The organism is Streptomyces huasconensis (assembly GCF_021028635.1).
Lineage (GTDB): Bacteria > Actinomycetota > Actinomycetes > Streptomycetales > Streptomycetaceae > Streptomyces > Streptomyces huasconensis.
Window position 1 is genome coordinate 6,719,341 of the sequence record NZ_CP086119.1, and the last position, 19,750, is coordinate 6,739,090.

Sequence of the window (19,750 nt, forward strand, 5' to 3'; positions counted from 1 at the left end):
CGCCCGACTCCCCTGCCTCACTCAGCGCGACTCACCCGTATGCCGTACACCGCCGGGCCGTCCCCGCTCAGGTGACAGAGGCTGTTGCGGGACTGGACGGTGCCCCGGCGCCGTCGGAGCGGCCGGTGAGCGGCGCCGCACGCCGTCACCGCGTACGGAGGAGAGCTGCATGACCGCACCTGTGTCGCGTACCTGGGAACACGCCGTCGTCACCGGCGGCGCGGGCTTCGTCGGCTCGCACCTGTGCACCGCCCTGCTGGCCGCGGGCACCGCCGTCACCTGCGTCGACGACTTCAGCACCGGACGGGCGGAGAACGTGTCGGCGCTGCTCGACCGCCCCGGCTTCCAGCTGATACGGGCGAACGTGGCCGAAGGGATCGAGGTCGACCGGCCGCCCGACCTCGTGCTCCACTTCGCGTCCCCCGCCTCCCCGGCCGACTATCTGCGCCTGCCCCTGCACACCCTGGAGACCGGCAGCCTCGGCACCCGCAACGCCCTCCGGCTCGCCCACCGCTCCGGCGCCCGCTTCGTGCTCGCCTCGACCTCCGAGGTCTACGGCGACCCGCAGCAGAACCCGCAGGACGAGCGGTACTGGGGCCATGTGAACCCGGTGGGCCCGCGCAGCGTGTACGACGAGGCGAAACGGTTCGGCGAGGCGTTCACCACGGCCCACGCCGAGGCCGAGGGCACCGACACCGCCATCGTGCGGCTGTTCAACACCTACGGGCCGCGCATGCGGGGCCACGACGGCCGCGCCGTGCCGACCTTCATCCGCCAGGCCCTGGAGGGCGAGCCCCTGACGGTCACCGGCGACGGCCGGCAGACCCGCTCGCTGTGCTACGTCGACGACACCGTGGCCGGCATCCTCGCGGCGGCCGCCCACGGCATGCGCGGCCCCGTCAACATCGGCAACCCCGCCGAGATCACCATGCTCGAACTGGCGCGCCTGGTCATCGACCTCACCGGCGCCGACGCCGCCGGCACGGAGATTCGCTTCATCGACCGGCCGACGGACGACCCCGCCGTCCGCTGCCCGGACATCACGCTGGCGCGCGACAAGCTCGGCTGGGAACCGCGCGTGGACGCCGTGGCAGGCCTGCGGCGCACGATCGACTGGTTCCGCGCCACGGCGGAGCACTGACCGCGGACCCCTGACCGGACCGGCCACGGCCTTACCGCCGGACCCCGGCCCGCGCAGACCCCGGCCTCCCGCACCCGGCCCCGCGCCCTGTCCCGCCAACAGAACCCCGGACCCCTCATGCGCATCCTCGGAATCAACGCACTCTTCCACGACCCCGCCGCCGCCCTCGTGATCGACGGCCGTACCGTCGCCGCCGCGGAGGAGGAACGGTTCTCCCGACGCAAGCACGGGAAACGCCCCGTGCCGTTCTCGGCCTGGGAACTGCCCGAGCAGGCCGCCGCCTGGTGCCTGCGCAGGGCCAACCTGCGGCCCGAGGACCTCGACGCCGTCACCTACTCCTACGACCCCGAACTCGCCCGACCGGCAGGCGACATGGGGCTCGACGACCCCTGGGACCACCTGCGGCAGACGTACGCACGCGAGGCCCCCGGCTTCCTCAAGGCCGCGCTGCCCGGCCTCGACCCCGCCATCGTGCGCTTCGTACCGCACCACATGGCGCACGCCGCGTCGAGCGCCTTCGCCGCGCCCGACGCCGAGGAATCCTCCGTCCTGGTCCTGGACGGCCGGGGTGAACGCGCCTCCCACCTCGCCGCGCGCCGGGTCCGCGACACGCTGGAGCCGCTGTACGCGCAGGACCTGCCGCACTCCCTGGGCCTGGTCTACGAGGAGCTGACCGCGCATCTCGGATTCCTCCGCTCCTCCGACGAGTTCAAGGTGATGGCCCTCGCCTCCCACGGCACCCCGCGCATGCTCGCGGAGCTGCGCCGCCACGTGTACCCCACCGGCGACGGAGGATTCCACGCCACCGCCGTGCCCTGGCACGAGCTGTGCCCGCCGCGCGGCGCCGACGAGCCGTGGACGCAGGCCCACGCCGACGTGGCCGCCAGCGCCCAGGCCGTCCTGGAGGAGACCCTCCTCGACCTGGCGCGCTGGCTGCACGGCAAGACCCACCACCGCGTCCTCACGCTCGCCGGCGGCGTCGCCCTGAACTGTGTCGCCAACTCCCGCATAGCCCGCGAGGGACCCTTCTCCCAGGTGTGGGTGCAGCCCGCCGCCGGTGACGCGGGCACCGCCCTCGGCGGCGCGCTGCTGCTCGCGGCCGGACACGGCGACGACCCGGAGCCCATGACCGGCGCCGACCTCGGCCGCGACTGGTCGGAGGCGGAACTCGGTGCCTGGCTGAAGACGGCCGTCGTGGTGTTCGAACGGCCGCCGGACATCGCCGCGACCGTCGCGCGGGCGCTGGCGGAGAACCGCATCGTCGCGTGGTTCCAGGGCCGCTCCGAGTACGGCCCGCGGGCCCTCGGCCACCGCTCGCTGCTCGCCCACCCCGGCCACGCGGGCAACCTCGAACGGCTCAACGACGTCAAGGGCCGCGAGCAGTTCCGGCCCGTCGCGCCGATGGTGCTCGCCGACCGCGCGCCCGCGATCTTCGACGGGCCGATGCCGAGCCCGTACATGCTCTTCGTGCACGACGTGGCCGAGGAGTGGCGGGAGCGCATCCCGGCCGTCGTCCACGTCGACGGGACGGCCCGCATCCAGACCGTGGACCCGGCGCGCGAACCCCTCGTCGCCCGCATGCTCGGCGAGTTCGAGAAGCTCACCGGCCTGCCGGTCGTCGTCAACACCAGCCTGAACACGGCGGGCCGCCCCATGGTCGACGACCCGCGCGACGCCCTGGAGTGCTTCGGCTCCTCACCCGTCGACCTGCTGGCCATCGGCCCCTACGCGATCCGGCGCCAGGACCTCTTCCGGACGTCCGGACCCCGGGACCCCGAACTCGAACCCCAGGCGTCCGGGGGAGGGGGACCGCGATGACCGAGCACGCCATGGACCCGCACGACACCGGCGCCGTCGAGGGCGCGTACGCCGTGGTGGTACCGACACTCGGCAGGCCGAGCCTGGCCGCGACCCTGCGCGCGCTGGCCGCCGCCGAGGGGCCGCAGCCGGAGCGCGTGATCCTCGTCGACGACCGCCCGGGACCGGACGGTGGGACACCCCTGCCGGTCGAGATCCCGGCCGCCCTGCGCCCCCTCACCACCGTCGTGCGGGGAGAGGCCCGCGGCCCCGCCGCCGCGCGCAACACGGGCTGGCGCGCGGCCGGCCGGGTGCCGTGGATCGTCTTCCTCGACGACGACGTGGTGCCCGGTGCCACGTGGTGCGACGACCTCGCCCTCGACCTCGCCGCGGCGGCGGCGTCCGAAGAGGGCGCGGTCGGCGCGGTCACCGCCCGCATCGAGGTCCCGCTCCCCGCCGACCGCCGGCCCACCGACTGGGAACGCAACACCGCCGGGCTCGCCACCGCGCGCTGGATCACCGCCGACATGGCCTACCGCCGCGAGGCCCTGGAGACCGTCGGCGGCTTCGACGAGCGGTTCCGGCGTGCCTTCCGGGAGGACGCCGACCTCGCGCTGCGGGCGCTCGCCGCCGGCTGGTCGGTGACCGCGGGCACCCGCACCACGGCCCACCCGGTGCGTCCGGCCGACCGCTGGATCTCCGTACGCCTCCAGCGGGGCAACGCCGACGACGTGCTCATGACCCGCCTGCACGGCCGCGACTGGTGGACCAGGGCCGCCGCGCCCCGCGGCCGCCTGCCCCGCCACCTCGCCGTCACCGCGGCGGCCCTCGCCACCCTGGGCTGCGCCGCCCTGCGCAAACCCGCGGCGACCGCCGTCTGCGCGACGGCGTGGCTGGCCGGCACCGCCGAGTTCGCCTTGGCGCGCGTCCTGCCCGGCCCACGGGACCGCGAGGAGATGCTCACCATGGCCATGACCAGCGTCCTCATCCCGCCCGCCGCCGTCTGGCACTGGCTGCGCGGCCAGGTCGTCCACCGCGGGGCGACACCGCTCGACCCCTACGCGGACCCGCACGGCCACCCGCCCGCCCCGCCCCTGCGCCTGGCCGGCGAGGAACGGATACGACGATGAACGGCCACGCCGCGCCGAAGCGGCACCCGGCGGCACCCGCCCCGCACCGTGCCCGGCCTCGGCCGACCGCTGAGCCGGTCGCTCCAGGGCCCGGCACCGGCCCCTGGACGGCCGGTGGGCTGGTTGCTTCCGCGTCCGGTGGCGGTCACCGGCCGGCCGGTGGCACGGCCGCTTCCGCCCCGGGCGGCGACGGTTCCTGGCCGGCCGGTGATCCGGCTGCCCGCGTGTCCGGCGTGGCTGCCTCCGGCCCCGTTGACGGCCGCTGCCTGCCCCGTGGCCCGGCCGCTTCCGCCCCCGGTGGTGACGGGCCCCGCCCGGCCGACGGCCCGCCCGCCGAGCACCTGGCCCCGCGCGGTACCGACGCCGTCCGGCGCGCCGAAGCCCCCCGGGGCGCCGGCGGCCGTACCCCCGCCGGTGGCGCCCGGGAGCCCCACGGCGCCGACCGCGCCCCGCTCGCCTCGGCACCCTGCGGCTCCCTCGCACCCGGCGGCGGCTCCGGCACCCCCCTCGCCCCCGCACCCCGCGGCGGACCCGCCGGCCCCCTCATCCCCGCGCCCGACAACGGCCCCTGGCTCGCCCACGGCCCCGCTGCGGGGCGGCCCGTGCCGCACCGCGTCCTGCCCGCGGCCGTCCTCTTCGACCGGGACGGCACGCTCGTCGTCGACGTGCCCTACAACGGCGACCCCGCGCTGGTGCGGCTCATGCCGACCGCGCGGGAGGCCGTCGACGCCGTGCGGGCGGCGGGTCTCCCCGTCGGCGTCGTCAGCAACCAGTCGGGCGTCGCCCGGGGCCTGCTGACCCGCGCCCAGGCCGAGGCCGTGCGGCGGCGCGTGGACGAACTCCTCGGGCCGTTCCAGGTCTGGGCCGTCTGCCCGCACGGCCCGGACGACGGCTGCCGCTGCCGCAAACCGGCACCGGGCCTGGTCCTGGCCGCCTGCGCCCGGCTCGGTGTCCCGGCCGCGCGGACCACCGTCATCGGCGACATCGGGGCCGACATGACGGCCGCCCGCGCCGCCGGGGCCCGCGGCGTCCTGGTCCCCACCCCCGTCACGCGCGCCGAGGAGATCGAGGCCGCCGACACCGTCGCCCCCGACCTGCTCACCGCCGTACGCCTGGCGCTCGGCGCCGACCCCGGCGACGTACGCCACCGCCCGCTGGAGGTGGAGGAGCGATGACCGTCTCCCGACTGCCGCGCAGCCTCGTCGTACGCCTGGACAGCGCGGGCGACGTGCTGCTGGCAGGACCCGCCGTGCGTGCCGTGGCGGCCGGTTCCTCCTACACCGCGCTGCTGTGCGGTCCGCAGGGCGCGCCAGCGGGCCGGCTGCTGCCCGACGTCGACGATGTCCTCGTGTACGACGCCCCCTGGGTGGGGCTCGAACCCGCGCCCGTCTCGCACACGGCCACCCAGCAGTTGCTGACGCAGGTCACGGAGGGCCGGTTCGACCGCGCCCTGGTGCTCGTCTCGTACCACCAGAGCCCGCTGCCCGTCGCCCTGCTGCTGAAGCTCGGCGGCGTCGGCTGGATCGCCGCCGACAGCGAGGACTACCCCGGCACCCTCCTCGACCTCCGCCACCAGCGGCTGCCCCACCGCCACGAAGCCGTGGCCGCCCTCGACCTCGCCGAGGCCAGCGGCTTCGCGCTGCCGCCCGGCGACGACGGGGCACTGCGCGTGGAGGCGACACCGGACACCCTGCCCCTGACCGGCGGCAAGCCGTACGTGGTGCTCCACCCCGGCGCCGCCGTCCCCGCGCGCGCATGGAGCCCCGAGCGGGCCGCGCGCGCCGCGGCGGCCCTCAGCGCCGCCGGCCACCGGGTCGTGGTCACCGGCGGCCCGGACGAGCGCGACCTGACCGCGCGAGTCGCCGGGCGGCACGCGCTGGACCTCGGCGGGGCCACCGACCTGCGGCGCCTGGCCGGTGTCATGGCCCGGGCGCAGGCGGTGGTGGCCGGCAACACCGGGCCCACGCACCTCGCCGCCGCCGTGGGCACCCCCGTCGTCTGCCTCTTCGCGCCGGTGGTGCCGGCCGAGCGCTGGGCGCCCTACGGCGTGCCCCACGTCCTCCTGGGCGACCAGCACGAGGCGTGCGCCGGCAGCCGGGCGCGCCGGTGCCCGCTGCCGGGCCACCCCTGCCTCGACGGGGTTGACGACGCCGAGGTGCTCGCCGCCGTGGCGACGCTCACCGACCGCGAGCCCGGCCCGGCCGGCCGCGCCCGACCGCCGAGACCCACCGATCCGATGACCGCGCCGGGCCGCACGCCCGGGACGGAACGAGGAGCAAGCGTATGAACATCCTGCTGTGGCACGTGCACGGCTCCTGGACGACCGCGTTCGTCCAGGGCCCCCACACCTACCTCGTTCCCGTCACACCGGACCGCGGCCCCGACGGACTCGGGCGGGCCCGAACCTTCACCTGGCCCGCGTCGGTGCGCGAGCTGACACCGGAGCAGCTGCGGGACGCCGACGTGGACCTGGTCGTCCTCCAGCGCCCCCACGAAGCGGAGCTGGCCAAACGCTGGCTCGGCGGCCGCCGCCCCGGGCAGGACGTGCCCGCCGTCTACCTGGAGCACAACGCGCCGGACGGCGACGTCCCCGACACCCGGCACCCGTACGCGGACCGCGACGACCTGACGCTCGTCCACGTCACCCACTTCAACCGGCTGTTCTGGGACTGCGGCAGCACCCGCACCGAGGTCATCGAACACGGCATCGTCGACCCCGGGCACCGCTACACCGGACGCCTCGCCCGCGCCGCCGTCGTCGTCAACGAACCGGTGCGCCGCGGCCGTCACACCGGCACCGACCTGCTGCCCGCCCTGAGCGAGGCGGCCCCGCTGGACGTCTTCGGCATGCGCACCGAAGGGCTCGCCGCGCACCTCGGCCTGCCCGAGGACCGGTGCCGCGCCGCCGACCTGCCGCAGGGCGAACTGCACGGCGCGCTCGCGGAGCGGCGCCTGTATCTGCACCCCATCCGCTGGACCTCCCTCGGTCTCTCCCTCCTCGAAGCCATGCACCTGGGCATGCCCGTCGTGGCGCTCGCCACCACGGAGGCCGTCGAGGCCGTGCCGCCCGGCGCGGGAACCCTCTCGACCCGGCCGGAGGTCCTGGCACGGGCCGCCCGGCGCTACCTGGAGGAACCGGAGGCCGCGGCCGAGGACGGGGCCCGCGCCCGCCAGGCCGCACTCGAACGGTACGGACTCAAGCGCTTCCTCCACGACTGGGAGCGCGTGATGACGGAGGCGTGCTCATGACCCACTCTCTTCGCCCCGCCGGCTCGCTCGGTTCTCCGGGCGCCTTCGGCTCCGGACGGCTTTCCATCGCCCTCGTCTCCGAGCACGCGAGTCCGCTCGCCGCACTCGGCGGCGTCGACGCGGGCGGCCAGAACGTGCACGTCGCCTGCCTCGCCGGCGCCCTCGCCGACCGCGGCCACCGCGTCACCGTCTACACCCGCCGCGACGCACGCGACCTCCCCGAACAGGTGCCGCTGCGCGACGGGGTGGCGGTGCACCACGTGCCCGCGGGCCCGCCCGAGCAGATCCCCAAGGACGAACTGCTGCCCCACATGGGCGCGTTCGGCCGCTACCTCGCCCGCACCTGGCGCGGCCGGCCGCCCGATCTGGTGCACTCGCACTTCTGGATGTCGGGGCTCGCCTCCCTGTGGGCCACGCGTGAACTGGGGCTGCCACTCCTGCACACGTATCACGCGCTCGGCACCGTGAAGCGGCGCCATCAGCAGCTCGCCGACCCCAGCCCGCCGCAGCGGATCGCCCTGGAGACCGAGGTGGGGTTCGGCTGCGACCGGGTCATCGCCACCTGCCGCGACGAGGTCGTCGAGCTGGGCAGGATGGGCATCCCCGCCACCAAGGCGGGCATCGTGCCGTGCGGGGTCGACACCGAACTGTTCACCCCGCGCGGGCCGGTCGCCGAGCGCGGCACCCAGCGGTACCAACTGCTCCAGCTGGGCCGCCTCGTCCCGCGCAAGGGCGCCGCGGTCTCCATCGCCGCGCTCGCCCGCCTGCCCGAGACGGAGCTGGTCGTGGTCGGCGGCCCGCCCGCCGACCGGCTCGACCAGGACCCGGAGGTCCGGCGGCTGCGCGCGCTCGCCCGTGAGGCGGGCGTCGCCGACCGGGTCCGCTTCACCGGCGGCGTCCCGAGCACCGACGTGCCGCCGCTGCTGCGCGCCGCCGACGTGGTGCTGTGCCCCGCGGACTACGAGCCGTTCGGCATCGTCCCGCTGGAGGCCATGGCCTGCGGCAGGCCCGTCGTCGCCAGCGCGGTCGGCGGCCAGCTGGACACGGTGGCCGACCCGGCGACCGGCCGCCTGGTGCCGCCCCGCGACCCCGAGGCGCTCGCCGCCGCCGTCGCCGAACTCCTCGCCGACCCCGCCGCCCGCGAGGCCTGCGGTGAGGCGGGCCGCCGCCGGACCCTGCGCCGGTTCGGCTGGGGGCGGGTCGCGGCGGCGACCGAGGCGGCGTACTGCGACGTCCTGGAGACGCAGCCCGTCGCCACGGGGGCGGGGGTGGTGTGACCCCGCGCCCCGCCCGCGACCCGGGCCCCCGGGGAGCCCGCCCGCCCCCGTTCCCGGCCGACCGCGGAAGCACGACATCCGAGACATCCGAAGGAGGTGCGGGCCCGTCGCCGTCCTCAGGGACGCGCGGCAGCCCGATCAGCATGACCGAACACCCTGCACTCGATGCCGCGCATCTGCACTGCCGGTCACTGGAACACGCCCTGCGCCGACTGCGCCGGGACAGCCTCGGCCGGATCGCGGAGTGGGGCGGCCGGCTCGCCGCCGCCCTGCCCGCCGGCAGCCGTCTGCTGGCCGCGGGCAACGGGGGCAGCGCCGCCCAGGCCCAGCACCTGACCGCGGAACTCGTGGGCCGCTACCGGCAGGAGCGGCCGGCGTACTCGGCGATCTCCCTGCACGCGGAGACGTCCAGCATGACCGCCATCGGCAACGACTACGGCTTCGACCACGTCTTCGCCCGGCAGGTCTCCGCGCACGGCCGGCCCGGCGACATCCTGATCCTGCTCTCCACCTCGGGCCGCAGCGCCAACCTGATCACCGCCGCCGTCGCGGGCCGCGCCGCCGGGCTGCGCGTCTGGGCGCTCACCGGGCCGGGCCCCAACCCCCTCGGCGAAGCCGCCGACGAACGGCTGTACGTCGACGGCGAGACCACGGCGACCGTGCAGGAGGCGCACCTCGTCGCCGTCCACCTGCTCTGCGAGGCCTTCGACGCGGCCCTCACCGAACGCCCCGCCCCGGTGCCCGCCACCGTCACCCGGACCGCGCCGCCCGCCGCGGTCCCCGTCAACGGGAGGACGCCGTGACCGGACCGAAGCCGCTGGTCGTCGTCGGAGACGTACTGCTCGACGAGGACATCGAAGGGGTCGCCACCCGGCTCTCCCCGGACGCCCCCGCCCCGGTCGTCGACGTGACCGCCGACCGCCGCCACCCCGGCGGCGCGGGGCTCGCCGCCGCGCTCGCGGCCCGCGGCGGCCGCGAGGTGATCCTCGTGACCGCGCTCGGCGACGACCCCGCGAGCGAAGCCGTCCGCCGCGAACTGAAGGGCCGCGTGCGGCTGGTGGAGCTGCCGCTCGACGGCACCCTGCCCGTGAAGACCCGCGTCATGGCCTCCGGGCGCCCCCTGGTCCGCATCGACCGGGGCGGCGGCACACCGGGCGAGCCCGACGCCGCCGTGCGCGACGCGCTGGCCCAGGCCCACGCCGTCCTCGTCGCCGACTACGGTCGGCACACGGCGAGCGCCGTACGCGAGCACCTGGCGGCCGTCACCCCGCGCATCCCCCTGGTCTGGGACCCGCACCCCAAGGGCGACACCCCCGTCCCCGGCGCCCGGCTCGTCACCCCCAACGCGGCGGAGACCCGCGCCCTGTGCCCGGGCGACGGCGAGACCTTGCGTTCGTACGCCGAGCGGGGCGCGGAGCTGGCCGACCGCTGGCGGGCGGCCGGTGTCGCCGTGACCCTGGGCGAGCGCGGCGTCCTGCTGACCCGGCCCGGTTCCGGTACGCCGATGCTCATCCCGTCGCCGTACCACGCCACCGGAGACCCGTGCGGCGCGGGAGACTGCTTCGCCGCGACGACGGCCGCGGCGCTCGCGGACGGCTCGCTCCCGGAGGAGGCGCTCCAGCGGGCGGTGGCCGAGGCCGCCGCGTTCGTGTCGGCGGGCGGCGCCACGAACCCGGCGCTGTGGCGGACGACGCCCGCCTGCGGCCCGGAGGAGACACCGGGCACCGACGCGTTCGCCCTCGCGGAACGGGTGCGGGCCCGCGGCGGCACGGTGGTGGCCACCGGCGGCTGCTTCGACCTGCTGCACGCCGGCCACGTCGGCCTCCTGGAGAGCGCCCGGCGCATCGGCGACTGCCTGATCGTGTGCCTCAACTCCGACGCGTCCCTGACCCGCCGCAAGGGCCCCGGCCGCCCGCTCAACCAACAGGCGGACCGCGTACGGGTCCTGGAGGCACTCGGCAGCGTCGACGCCGTCGCCGTCTTCGAGGAGGACACCCCGCAGGAACTGCTGAACAGGCTGCGGCCCGACGTGTGGGTCAAGGGCGGCGACTACTCCGTCCAGGACCTGCCCGAGGCGCAGGCGCTGCACGCGTGGGGCGGCCAGGCGGTCGTCCTGCCCTACCTCGACGGCCGCTCCACGACCCTGCTGGCGCGCCGGGCCGCCGCGGCCGTCGCGCCACCGTCGTGAGCGAGGCGGCGGGGGTCCGCCCCCGGGTGCTGGTGCTGCGGGCGCTCGGCCTCGGGGACCTGCTGACCGCCGTACCCGCGCTGCGCGCCCTGCGGCGTCGGCTGCCGGACCACGAGATCGTGCTGGCCGCGCCCGAGAGGCTGGCCGCGCCCGCCGCCGCGACCGGCCTCGTGGACCGGCTGCTGCCCGCGTCGGCCCCCGGCCGGGCGGTGCCGGGCGACCTGCCCTGGACGGGACCGCCGCCGGACCTCGCCGTGGACCTGCACGGCAACGGCCCCCCGAGCCACCTGCTCCTCCAGCGGCTGCGCCCCAGGCGCCTCATGGCGTACGCGCATCCGGGCACCCCCGACATCGAGGGCCCTGCCTGGCGGGACGACGAGCACGAGCGGGAGCGGTGGTGCCGCCTGCTCTCCTGGTACGGGGTCCCGGCGGACCCCGCGGACCTGCGCATCCCGGTGGCGGCCACGCCCTCCCCGGCGCCCGGCGCGGTCGTCGTCCACCCCGGGGCCGACGCCGGGGCCCGCCGCTGGCCCCCGGAGCGGTTCGCCGCCGTGGCGCGGGAGCTGGCCGCCGACGGTCACCAGGTCGTCGTGACGGCGGGGGCGGGGGAGGAGGCCACCGCGCGCCGCGTGGCGACGGGGGCCGGGCTGCCGGCGGACGCCGTGCTGGGCGGCGCGCGGGACGTGCCGTTCGACCGGCTGACGGCCCTGGTGGCGTCCGCGCGGTGCGTGATCGTGGGGGACACGGGGCTCGCCCACCTGGCGACGGCGCTCGGGACTCCGTCGGTCGTCCTGTTCGGCCCCGTGGCACCGCGCCTGTGGGGGCCACCACCGGACGCGCGGCACCGGGTGCTGTGGCACCCGGACGGCACCGGGGGCACGGCCAGACCGGGCGACGCGCATGGGCTCCGCCCGGATCGGCGGTTGCTGCGGATCTCGGTGGAGGAGGTGCTGGGGGCGGTACGGGGGTTGCCGACCCCGGCCCCCGCGAGCTGACGTTTCGTTCGGGCGCGGTTGCGTCTGCCGGGTGCGGGTGGGGTTCGCGGGCGCGGCGAGTGGCTGGTTGCTCGCGCAGTTCCCCGCGCCCCTAAGGGCGGTGCGGGGCTGGGGCTCGTTCTGCGGGTGCAGGCGCGTCGTGGTCGCTCGCGCAGTTCCCCGCGCCCCGTCAGGGGCGCGAAGAACTGCGCGCCCAGCCACGGCTTACCCGCACCGCAGAACAAGCGCAACCCGGCAGCTCCCCAGGGGCGCGAGGAACTGCGCGCGCAACCACGACTTACCCGCACCCGTGAAACAAGCGCAACCTGGCAACTCCCTAGGGGCGCGGGGAACTGCGCGAGCAACCACGACCTACCCGCACCCCTGAATCAGGCGCAACCCGGCAGCCCCCCCAGGGGCGCGGGGAACTGCGCGACCAGCCACCACCCACCCGCACCCGCCGACAAACCCCCACCCGGCAGCTGCAACCGCGTCACCACACCGCCACCCCCCCGGCAGGGTCACGCAGCCGTGCCCAACACCCCCGCCCCCGCCCCCGCCTCGCGCACCAGCACCGGCACCGCGACATCCCGCCGCCCCCGCAGCAAGAACCCCGCCCCAATGGACCCCGCGATGATCAGCCCGCCCACCACAAGCGCCCCCCGCGCACCGGCCAGTTCCATGAGCAGCCCCAGCGCCGGCGGCCCCGCGAGGCCCCAGCCCGTGCTGACGCTTCCCCACACGCCGAGCACCCGCCCCCGCAGATGGGCGGGCGGATCGGTCTGGAGGACGGTCTTCCCCGCGGTGTCCGAGACGGACTCGACGACGGCCATCGGCAGCACGAGGACGAGCAGCACGGCGAACGACGGCGAGAACCCCGCCACCACCTGGAGCAGGGCCCCCGCCGCGGCCAGCACGCCCACGAGCCGCACGGACGGCCGCCGCAGCCGCGCACCGAGGACCGCGCCGACGATGCCGCCGACGGCGAGCACCGTGGAGACCGTGCCGAACGACCCGGCGCCCCCGGCGAGCGGCCCGGTGACGAGCACGGCCAGCGTCAGCGTGTAGTTACGTCCGAAGACCGCGCTGATGCCGGTGACACCCGCGAGGGCCATCAGACGGGGCCGCCGCATGAAGAACATCAGGCCTTGCCGCACGGTCATGTCGGCCGCCGCGTCCTGTCCCGTGCCCCCGACCCCGGCCCCGCTCCCGCGCCTCGCGGGCGCGTCCTGCCGCAGCGCCCCGTACGCGGGCCGCAGGAACGGGATGACGGCGGCGACGAAGAGGAAGGACACGCCGTTGGCGGCGTACGCGGCGGCCGTCCCGAGGAAGGCGACCGTGACACCGCCGAGGGCCGCGCCGGCGAGGCGGCCCGCGCTGTGGACGAGCGAGCCCACACCGATCGCCGACGGCACGTCCTCCGGCGGCACGAGGTCATTGCCCAGGAGCGCGCAGGCGGGTCCGTCGACCGTGGCGATGACACCGGTGACGGCGGCCAGCGCCATGAGCACGGTCAGGTTCAGCCCCCCGCACGCCACGAGGATGGCCGTCGTGAAGGCGACGGCGCCCAGCAGGGCCTGGCTGACGGCGGCCGTGAGCTTGCGGGGCCAGCGGTCCACGGCGGCGCCGCCCACCAGGCTCATCAGCAGCGCGGGCGCGGCCTGTACGGACATGGACAGGCCCGTGGCGGCGGCGGACCCGGTGATCTGCAGGACCAGCAGGTTCTGCACGGTCAGCTGCATCCACGTACCGGCGTTCGACACGAAGTTGGCGACGGACCACCAGCGCATGCTGCGGTACTTCAGGGAGCGCCACGGCGAACGGGAGGCGCCCGCGGCGGCAGGGGCAAGGGGAGAGGAAGACACAGGCACTCGGAGACTCGGAAGCGGTCCGCAGGGACACGGGCGGAGGAGATCGGCGGGAGCAAGGGGCACCGGCAGCACTGCGCGGTCACTCCACCGAGGGGGGCGCCGCGGCGCCGGAATGACGTCTTCTCGGCGCGCCGGGGGCGGGCGGACGTTCCGGGTGTACGGCGTTGACCATGCTGACAGACGGTGCTCACGGGCCCGGCCGCCACCCCGCCCGGCGCCGCACCGATCGACCCCAACTCGCCAACGCCATAAGCGGTTTGGCGCTTCTGGTGTGCTTGCTCACACGGTCACGGAAAGAGGTCCGCGCACGGGTGCCGGGCGCACCCCCGTGGCGCGGGCCACAGCCGCGTGCCGTGCGCCGGGTGGCCCGGCCCGAGGTGCCGGAGCGCCCACTCGGCGTCACAGTGGGAAGCGGAGCGGTGGCCGACAGCGAGCCGCCGGCGAGCGTACGTACGAAGGAAGGCACGGGCATGGGCGGCGGAGCGCAGGTCGACCTCCACGGCAAGCAGGCGCTGGTGACCGGCGCCGCCCGCGGCCTCGGTGCCGCGATCACGAGGAAACTGGTCGGCGCGGGCGCGTCGGTCGTGGTCGCCGACGTCCGCAAGGACCTGGCGCAGGAGCTCTGCGACGAGCTGGGCCGCGACGGCCTCGACGCCCGCTTCGTGGAGATGGACGTGCGCGACGCCGCCGCGGTGGCCGCCGTCTTCCGTGACCTGGAGGAGGCCGGCGAGGCCGTCGACATCCTGGTCAACAACGCCGCCGTGGACGTCTCCAAGCCGATCGAGCACCTGACGGCGACCGAGGTGACGCGGGTCGTCGAGACCAACCTCCTCGGGCCCATGTACCTGTGCCTGGAGAGCTACCGGCGCATGATCGCCCGCGGCGGCGGCCACATCGTGAACATCCTGTCCACCGCCGCCAACCGCACCTGGACGGAGGCCGGACCGTACGCGGCCAGCAAGTCGGGTCTGCGCGCGTTCACCCACACGCTGTTCAAGGAGGCGCAGCGCGACTGCGTGGGCATCGGTGTCACCGGGATCATCGCCGGCGGCATGGAGACCCCGTTCATCATGGAGCGCTTCCCGGACGCCGACGTGTCCATGCTGCAAAGCCCGGACATCGTCGCCGACACGGTCCTGTACGCCCTGTCGGTCCCGGCCGGCAGCGCCGTGTCCGAACTGGTCGTCGTCCCCCGCAAGGAGCCGTCCTGGCCGTGACGCGCCCCGACCCCGCACACCTCGTCGGCGGAAGGAAGGTCGTCCCATGACATCGGCGATGTTCTCCATGGCGCCGGTGGTTGCGCCTCCGTGGGAGAAGGCCGTGGTGACCTCGGGCGCTGGCTTCCTCGGCTCCCACCTGTGCGAACGCCTGCTCGACGCGGGCGTCGACGTGGACTGCGTCGACGACGTGCCGGCCGCCGCCGCCCACAACGTCGAGCACCTGGCGGGCCACCCCGGCTTCCGCTACCTGGAGCGGGACATCGCGCGGCCCGGCTGCCCCGACACCCTGCCCGGGCCGTACGACCTCGTGCTCCACCCCGCCTGCCCCGCCCCCCGGGCCGTCTTCGCGCCCCGCCCCCCGGGCCCGCCCGACCCCGACACCCTGGGCACCCGCAACGCCCTCGCCATGGCCGACCGGGACGGCGCCCGGTTCGTCCTCGCCTCCACCTGCCACACCGCGGCGCGCCCCGACGGGACCGGCCCGGCGCAGGACGGGGCCCAGCGCTTCGCCGAGGCGCTGACCACCGCGTTCGTCAGCGCCAGGGAGGCCGACGCGGGAATCGTCCGGCTCTTCCCCGCGTACGGGCCCCGCATGGCGCCCGACGACGGCCCGCTGATCCCGGACCTCGTGAGGCAGGCACTGGGCGGCGGGCCGGTGACCGTCCCCGGTGACGGCGGCCGCAGGCCCTCGCTGTGCTACGTCGACGACACGGTCGAAGGCGTGCTCCTCGTCGCCGCGAGCCGGTCGGTGCGGCCGGTCGACATCGGCGGCGAGCCGACGGCCACCGTCGAGGAGATCGCCCGCCGGGTGATCGACCTGACCGGCTCGGAGGCGTGCCTGCGGTTCACGGGGGCCCCGGACGGCCATGCCGAGCCGCGGCCCCAGACCGGTTTCGCCCACGAGATCTTCGGCTGGACGCCCAAGGTCTCCCTGGCCGACGGGCTCAAGCGCACCGTCGCCGACCTCATCGACCGGCCCGCGCGGAGCGGGCCCCGGAACGTGCCGAGCGCAGAGGGAGGCGTACACCGTGCGTGCTCGTGGTGACGATGTCCGTTCTCGGGGTGACGGTGTCCGCGTTCATGGCGGCGGTGTCCGCGAGGAGGCGGGCCGGTGAGGGCGATCGTCGTCTGTCTGGACGGCATGACCGGAGTCCTGCTGGCCGGTCCGGCGATCCGCGCGGTCGCCACCCGGGCCGACCATGTGACGCTGATGTGCGGGCCGCGCGGCGAGGAGGCGGCGCGGCTGCTGCCGCACGTCGACGACGTCCTCGTATGGGAGGCGCCGTGGACCGGCCCGCGCCCGCCGACGGTGGACGAGGCGGACGTCGACGGCCTCCTGGAGCGGCTGCGCGACGAGTCGTACGACGTCGCGCTCGTCCTCACGTCCTTCGAACAGAGCCCGCTGCCCGCGGCCCTCCTGCTGCGGATGGCGTACGTACGCCACATCGGGGCCGACAGCGCCGACGACTCCGGCAGCCTCATCGACGGCCCCCACCGGCGCCTTCCCGGCCGCCACGACGCCGAGGCGGCGCTCGACACGGCCGCCGCCCTGGGCTTCCTGCCGAGGGCCGGCGACGACGGACGGCTCCGCGTCCTGCCGACCCCCGACACGGCCGCCCTCACCGGCAACGGCCCCTACGTCGTCCTGCACCCGGGGGCGGGCACGCCCGCGCGCTCCTGGGGCGCCGACCGCGCGGCCGAGGCGGTCTCCCTGCTCGCCGACGCCGGGCACCGCGTCGTCGTCACCGGCGGCCCCCGCGAGGCCGCCCTCACCCACGAGGTCAGCGGTGGCACCGCCGTGGACCTCGGTGGGCGCACCGACCTGCGGACCCTGGCGGGCGTGCTGCGGGCGGCCGACGTCGTCATCACGGGTAACACCGGCCCCGCCCATCTCGCCGCCGCGACGGGCACCCCGGTGGTCTCCGTCTTCTCCCCGGTCGTCCCCGCGGAGCGCCGGGGCCCCTACGGCGTGCCCGCCGTCCTCCTCGGCGACCAGAACAGCCCCTGCGCGGCCACCCGGGCCCGCCACTGCCCGGTGCCCGGCCACCCCTGCCTGAGCGAGGTCACCGCCCAGGACGTGGTGCGCGGCGTACAGAAACTGCTCGCCGAGGGCGTCTGACCACGAGCTGCCAGGGGGGCGGCTACGCGCTGCCGGAGGCGGCCGCCGCTGTCTCGGCCGAGCGGCCGCCCCTCAGGTGGTAGACGTTGAAGGCCTTGCGGATCACGGGCTGCGCGACGTTGCGCACCGGGACGCCGCCGCTGGTCATGCCGTGCTCGGTGCCCGCGTGCGCGTGGCCGTGGACGGCCAGGTCCGCGCCCGCCTCGTCGACCGCCTCCGCCAGCAGATAGCTGCCGAGGAACGGATAGATCTCCAGGGGTTCGCCCGCGAGGGTGTCCGCGACCGGCGCGAAGTGCGTGAGCGCCACCCTCGTGTCGCACCCCTGCTCGGCCAGTTCGGCCAGTGAGGTCCGCAGTCCCTCGGCGCAGCGGCGGGTGTACCGGATGAACTCCTTCATCAGCGGCTCGCCGAACTCGCTCCCACTGCGCCCGACGAACCCGCCGCCGAACCCCTTGGTGCCCGCGATGCCCACCCGCGCCCCGTCGACCTCGACGACCGTGCCCTCTCCTTCGAGCACGCGGACGCCCGCGTCGCGCAGGGTGGCGGTGACCTCCTCGGGCCGCTCGTCGTGATGGTCGTGGTTGCCGAGCACGGCGACGACCGGCACCGGCAGGCCGGCCACCTCCTCGGCGACCACCCGCGCCTCCTCCACCGTGCCGTGCCGGGTGAGGTCACCGGCGAGGAGCAGCAGGTCGGCGCAGTTCGGGAGCGTCTCGAAGGCGGGCCTGAGCACGCCCTTGCTGTCGAGGCCCATGTGAATGTCGCCCACGGCCGCGATGCGGATCATGCGACTTCCTCCGGGTGGTCGGGGGCCGCCGCATCGGCCACCACGATGTCGCAGTGGACCGTGAGACCGGCCAGCTGGTCGTTCACGGTCCGCAGCAGTTCCTCACGGCAGTGCGAGGTGGGCACGGTCCCGACGACGTTCACGGATGACCCGCGGTGTTCGATGCGGATGCCGAGTTCGCCCAGTTCCTCCGCGGCGAGCCGCTCCTTCAGGTGGGCGATGCGGTACTCGACGTTGGCCGGGTCGTTCATCGGTCTCCTCCTTGCGGTGCGATGACGTCCAGGCGCTCCAGGAGGTACAGGAAGGCGGACGGCATCGGCGCGTCCCCGCACTCGTCGCGCACCGCCTCCCAGTCGACCATCTCCCGCAGCTGCCGCGCGATCGGCAGGACGGCGCCGAAGTCGCAGTGGTGCTCGGAGAAGGCGGCGAGCAGGGCCCGCATCAGGTCGGTGGGCGCCAGGACCGGCATGCGCACCGAGTCCACCGGCAGCTCCACGGCCCGCCCCAGCAGCTCGGCGGTGACCGGCTGATGGGCCAGCTCGAAGATGAGGTCGATGTCCTGGCCCAGGCACTTGGCCTTGAGGAGCCAGTCCTCGGGCGGCGCGTACACCGCGAGGCCGGCCTCCTCCAGGGTGGCCGCGACCGCTTCGGCGTCCTCGGGCTTGATGCAGAAGTCGGCGTCGTGCTGGAGGTTGCCGGTACCGCCGTGCGCGTAGACGGCGACGCTGCCGGCGAGGGCGAAGTCGTGGTCGTTCCTCTTGAGGACGGCGGCGACCTGCTTGGTCGCCTCCAGGATGGCCTGGTTGAGGTCGGGGGGAAGCTCCTGCGTCCCCACGACGTGCTGCGGGTCCCCCAGGACGGGCCCGCCCACCGGTTTCCGTCCGTCGGGGGCGGTGTCCGGTGCGATGTCTTCTGCGTTCGGCGTCACCTGCTGCTCCGTTTCCGGACGCCGGCCGCCGCACTGGTCGTGCGCGTCCGGCAGTCTTCGACGTTCCCTGCCCAGGCAGCACCGGTACCCGGACCGCCGGGTTCGACACGGGCCAGTTCGCTGTGCGGCGGTGGTGCACGTATGTGCGTATCCGTACGTGATGGTGGATTTCCCTTATACCGCAGGCGGCGGCGCCCCACCTCTTCTCGCTCGCGGCTACGGCCGCCGCCACTCGTCGCTCCGCAGATGCGAGCCGGCCTGCGGGCCCATGCGCACCATGCCGCCGTCGGCGACCCAGGACGCGCCGGTGACGTACGAGGAGTCGGGACCGGCGAGGAAGGCGATGACGGCGGCGATCTCCCGGGCGTCGCCGGGCCGGCCGAGCGGGATGCCCGGGCGGGACTCCTCGTGCACGTCCGTGTCCTCCTGGCCGGTCATGGGCGTGGCGATCTCGCCGGGCGCGACGGAGTTGACGGTGATGCCGTGCTCCGCGAGCTCCAGGGCCATCACCTGGGTCAGCAGCCCGAGACCGCCCTTGGCGGCGCAGTACGGGGCCGCGCCCACGCGCGGCTGGTGCTCGTGGACGGAGGTCACGTTGACGATGCGGCCGCCGTCACCCTGGCGGATCATGCGGCGCGCGGCGTGCTGGCCGCACAGGAACGGCCCGACGAGGTCGACGTCCAGGACGCGCCGTACGTCCTCGTGTCCGAGGTCGAGGTAGGGGGTGGCGGTGCCCGTCCCGGCGTTGTTGACCAGGACGTCGACGCGGCCCAGCCGCTCGGCGAGGTCGTCGACCACGCGGGCGGCATCGGGCAGCCGGGTCAGGTCCATCTGGGCGACGGCCGCACGCCGGCCGTGCCTGCCCACCTCCTCGGCCGTCCGCTCGGCGCCTTCCTCGTCGCTGTGCCAGGTGATCCCGACGTCCATCCCCGCCTCGGCGAGCCGGACGGCCGTGGCCCGCCCGATGCCGGAGTCGGCGCCGGTCACGATGGCCACCTTGGCGGCGGGAGCGGCGGGGTCGGTGGGGGCGGTCATGCGGCCTCCTGCTGGATCGCGTCGCGGGACGGAT

At 75.8% G+C, this 19,750-nt stretch carries 18 protein-coding genes; 13 read left to right on the forward strand and 5 right to left on the reverse strand.

Annotated features, from left to right (window positions below; translation table 11 throughout):
* Positions 1-169 precede the first annotated feature (169 nt).
* From J2N69_RS29955 to J2N69_RS30000, 10 genes are all read left to right on the forward strand, one after another.
* A complete protein-coding gene (locus J2N69_RS29955; protein ID WP_230903475.1) occupies positions 170-1,141 on the forward strand; it encodes an NAD-dependent epimerase/dehydratase family protein in 972 nt (323 codons plus the stop codon).
* Positions 1,142-1,258: 117 nt separating this feature from the next.
* Positions 1,259-2,959: a carbamoyltransferase family protein gene (locus J2N69_RS29960; RefSeq protein WP_230903476.1), complete on the forward strand. Its 1,701-nt coding sequence runs from the start codon at positions 1,259-1,261 to the stop codon at positions 2,957-2,959.
* Positions 2,956-4,068, forward strand: coding sequence for a glycosyltransferase family 2 protein (locus tag J2N69_RS29965; RefSeq protein WP_230903477.1), 1,113 nt, complete (start codon positions 2,956-2,958; stop codon positions 4,066-4,068). The genes J2N69_RS29960 and J2N69_RS29965 overlap by 4 nt, the downstream gene beginning before the upstream one ends.
* Positions 4,069-4,301: 233 nt before the next feature.
* Positions 4,302-5,243 (forward strand): HAD-IIIA family hydrolase, encoded by a 942-nt coding sequence (locus J2N69_RS36730; RefSeq protein WP_408056831.1) that lies wholly within the window; start codon positions 4,302-4,304, stop codon positions 5,241-5,243.
* Entirely contained in the window at positions 5,240-6,355 is a 1,116-nt protein-coding gene (locus tag J2N69_RS29975; RefSeq protein WP_230903478.1) for a glycosyltransferase family 9 protein, read from the forward strand. Before J2N69_RS36730 ends, J2N69_RS29975 begins: the two co-directional genes overlap by 4 nt.
* Positions 6,352-7,317: a glycosyltransferase gene (locus tag J2N69_RS29980; RefSeq protein WP_230903479.1), complete on the forward strand. Its 966-nt coding sequence runs from the start codon at positions 6,352-6,354 to the stop codon at positions 7,315-7,317. The genes J2N69_RS29975 and J2N69_RS29980 overlap by 4 nt, the downstream gene beginning before the upstream one ends.
* Complete coding sequence (locus J2N69_RS29985) at positions 7,314-8,594, forward strand: glycosyltransferase (RefSeq protein ID WP_230903480.1); 1,281 nt, start codon at positions 7,314-7,316, stop codon at positions 8,592-8,594. The genes J2N69_RS29980 and J2N69_RS29985 overlap by 4 nt, the downstream gene beginning before the upstream one ends.
* Before the next feature lie 143 nt (positions 8,595-8,737).
* Positions 8,738-9,397 (forward strand): D-sedoheptulose-7-phosphate isomerase, encoded by a 660-nt coding sequence (locus J2N69_RS29990; RefSeq protein WP_230903481.1) that lies wholly within the window; start codon positions 8,738-8,740, stop codon positions 9,395-9,397.
* Positions 9,394-10,782 carry a D-glycero-beta-D-manno-heptose 1-phosphate adenylyltransferase gene (gene rfaE2, locus J2N69_RS29995; protein WP_230903482.1) on the forward strand — a complete coding sequence of 463 codons (1,389 nt, stop codon included), beginning with the start codon at positions 9,394-9,396 and terminating at the stop codon, positions 10,780-10,782. The genes J2N69_RS29990 and rfaE2 overlap by 4 nt, the downstream gene beginning before the upstream one ends.
* Entirely contained in the window at positions 10,779-11,777 is a 999-nt protein-coding gene (locus J2N69_RS30000) for a glycosyltransferase family 9 protein (RefSeq protein ID WP_230903483.1), read from the forward strand. The genes rfaE2 and J2N69_RS30000 overlap by 4 nt, the downstream gene beginning before the upstream one ends.
* Positions 11,778-12,277: 500 nt before the next feature.
* Here the strand turns inward: J2N69_RS30000 and J2N69_RS30005 are convergent, their stop codons facing one another.
* Positions 12,278-13,546 carry an MFS transporter gene (locus J2N69_RS30005; RefSeq protein WP_230903484.1) on the reverse strand — a complete coding sequence of 423 codons (1,269 nt, stop codon included), beginning with the start codon at positions 13,544-13,546 and terminating at the stop codon, positions 12,278-12,280.
* Between the two features lie 500 nt (positions 13,547-14,046).
* Here J2N69_RS30005 and J2N69_RS30010 point away from each other — a divergent pair, with 500 nt between their 5' ends.
* From J2N69_RS30010 to J2N69_RS30020, 3 genes are all read left to right on the forward strand, one after another.
* Positions 14,047-14,844 carry an SDR family oxidoreductase gene (locus J2N69_RS30010; RefSeq protein ID WP_230903485.1) on the forward strand — a complete coding sequence of 266 codons (798 nt, stop codon included), beginning with the start codon at positions 14,047-14,049 and terminating at the stop codon, positions 14,842-14,844.
* A 46-nt stretch (positions 14,845-14,890) separates the two neighbouring features.
* Positions 14,891-15,892 (forward strand): NAD-dependent epimerase/dehydratase family protein, encoded by a 1,002-nt coding sequence (locus tag J2N69_RS30015; protein ID WP_230903486.1) that lies wholly within the window; start codon positions 14,891-14,893, stop codon positions 15,890-15,892.
* Positions 15,893-15,958: 66 nt separating this feature from the next.
* Complete coding sequence (locus J2N69_RS30020; protein WP_230903487.1) at positions 15,959-16,966, forward strand: glycosyltransferase family 9 protein; 1,008 nt, start codon at positions 15,959-15,961, stop codon at positions 16,964-16,966.
* A 22-nt stretch (positions 16,967-16,988) separates the two neighbouring features.
* Here the strand turns inward: J2N69_RS30020 and J2N69_RS30025 are convergent, their stop codons facing one another.
* The 4 genes from J2N69_RS30025 to J2N69_RS30040 form a co-directional block, all read right to left on the reverse strand.
* Positions 16,989-17,753 carry a metallophosphoesterase family protein gene (locus J2N69_RS30025; RefSeq protein ID WP_230903488.1) on the reverse strand — a complete coding sequence of 255 codons (765 nt, stop codon included), beginning with the start codon at positions 17,751-17,753 and terminating at the stop codon, positions 16,989-16,991.
* The gene (locus J2N69_RS30030) at positions 17,750-18,004 is read right to left on the reverse strand and encodes a hypothetical protein (protein ID WP_127913069.1); all 255 of its coding nucleotides are present in this window, start codon (positions 18,002-18,004) and stop codon (positions 17,750-17,752) included. Before J2N69_RS30030 ends, J2N69_RS30025 begins: the two co-directional genes overlap by 4 nt.
* Complete coding sequence (locus J2N69_RS30035) at positions 18,001-18,624, reverse strand: nucleotidyltransferase family protein (RefSeq protein ID WP_230904935.1); 624 nt, start codon at positions 18,622-18,624, stop codon at positions 18,001-18,003. Before J2N69_RS30035 ends, J2N69_RS30030 begins: the two co-directional genes overlap by 4 nt.
* Before the next feature lie 273 nt (positions 18,625-18,897).
* Complete coding sequence (locus J2N69_RS30040) at positions 18,898-19,716, reverse strand: SDR family oxidoreductase (RefSeq protein WP_230903489.1); 819 nt, start codon at positions 19,714-19,716, stop codon at positions 18,898-18,900.
* Between the last annotated feature and the right edge of the window lie 34 nt (positions 19,717-19,750).

Excerpts from the sequence above, each read along its gene's own strand:
- J2N69_RS29955 (WP_230903475.1), top strand. The coding sequence starts at position 170 with ATGACCGCACCTGTGTCGCGTACCTGGGAACACGCCGTCGTCACCGGC.
- J2N69_RS29960 (WP_230903476.1), top strand. The coding sequence starts at position 1,259 with ATGCGCATCCTCGGAATCAACGCACTCTTCCACGACCCCGCCGCCGCC.
- J2N69_RS29965 (WP_230903477.1), top strand. The coding sequence starts at position 2,956 with ATGACCGAGCACGCCATGGACCCGCACGACACCGGCGCCGTCGAGGGC.
- J2N69_RS29975 (WP_230903478.1), top strand. The coding sequence starts at position 5,240 with ATGACCGTCTCCCGACTGCCGCGCAGCCTCGTCGTACGCCTGGACAGC.
- J2N69_RS29980 (WP_230903479.1), top strand. The coding sequence starts at position 6,352 with ATGAACATCCTGCTGTGGCACGTGCACGGCTCCTGGACGACCGCGTTC.
- J2N69_RS29985 (WP_230903480.1), top strand. The coding sequence starts at position 7,314 with ATGACCCACTCTCTTCGCCCCGCCGGCTCGCTCGGTTCTCCGGGCGCC.
- J2N69_RS29990 (WP_230903481.1), top strand. The coding sequence starts at position 8,738 with ATGACCGAACACCCTGCACTCGATGCCGCGCATCTGCACTGCCGGTCA.
- J2N69_RS30005 (WP_230903484.1), bottom strand. The coding sequence starts at position 13,546 with ATGCGCTGGTGGTCCGTCGCCAACTTCGTGTCGAACGCCGGTACGTGG.
- J2N69_RS30015 (WP_230903486.1), top strand. The coding sequence starts at position 14,891 with ATGACATCGGCGATGTTCTCCATGGCGCCGGTGGTTGCGCCTCCGTGG.
- J2N69_RS30025 (WP_230903488.1), bottom strand. The coding sequence starts at position 17,753 with ATGATCCGCATCGCGGCCGTGGGCGACATTCACATGGGCCTCGACAGC.
- J2N69_RS30030 (WP_127913069.1), bottom strand. The coding sequence starts at position 18,004 with ATGAACGACCCGGCCAACGTCGAGTACCGCATCGCCCACCTGAAGGAG.
- J2N69_RS30040 (WP_230903489.1), bottom strand. The coding sequence starts at position 19,716 with ATGACCGCCCCCACCGACCCCGCCGCTCCCGCCGCCAAGGTGGCCATC.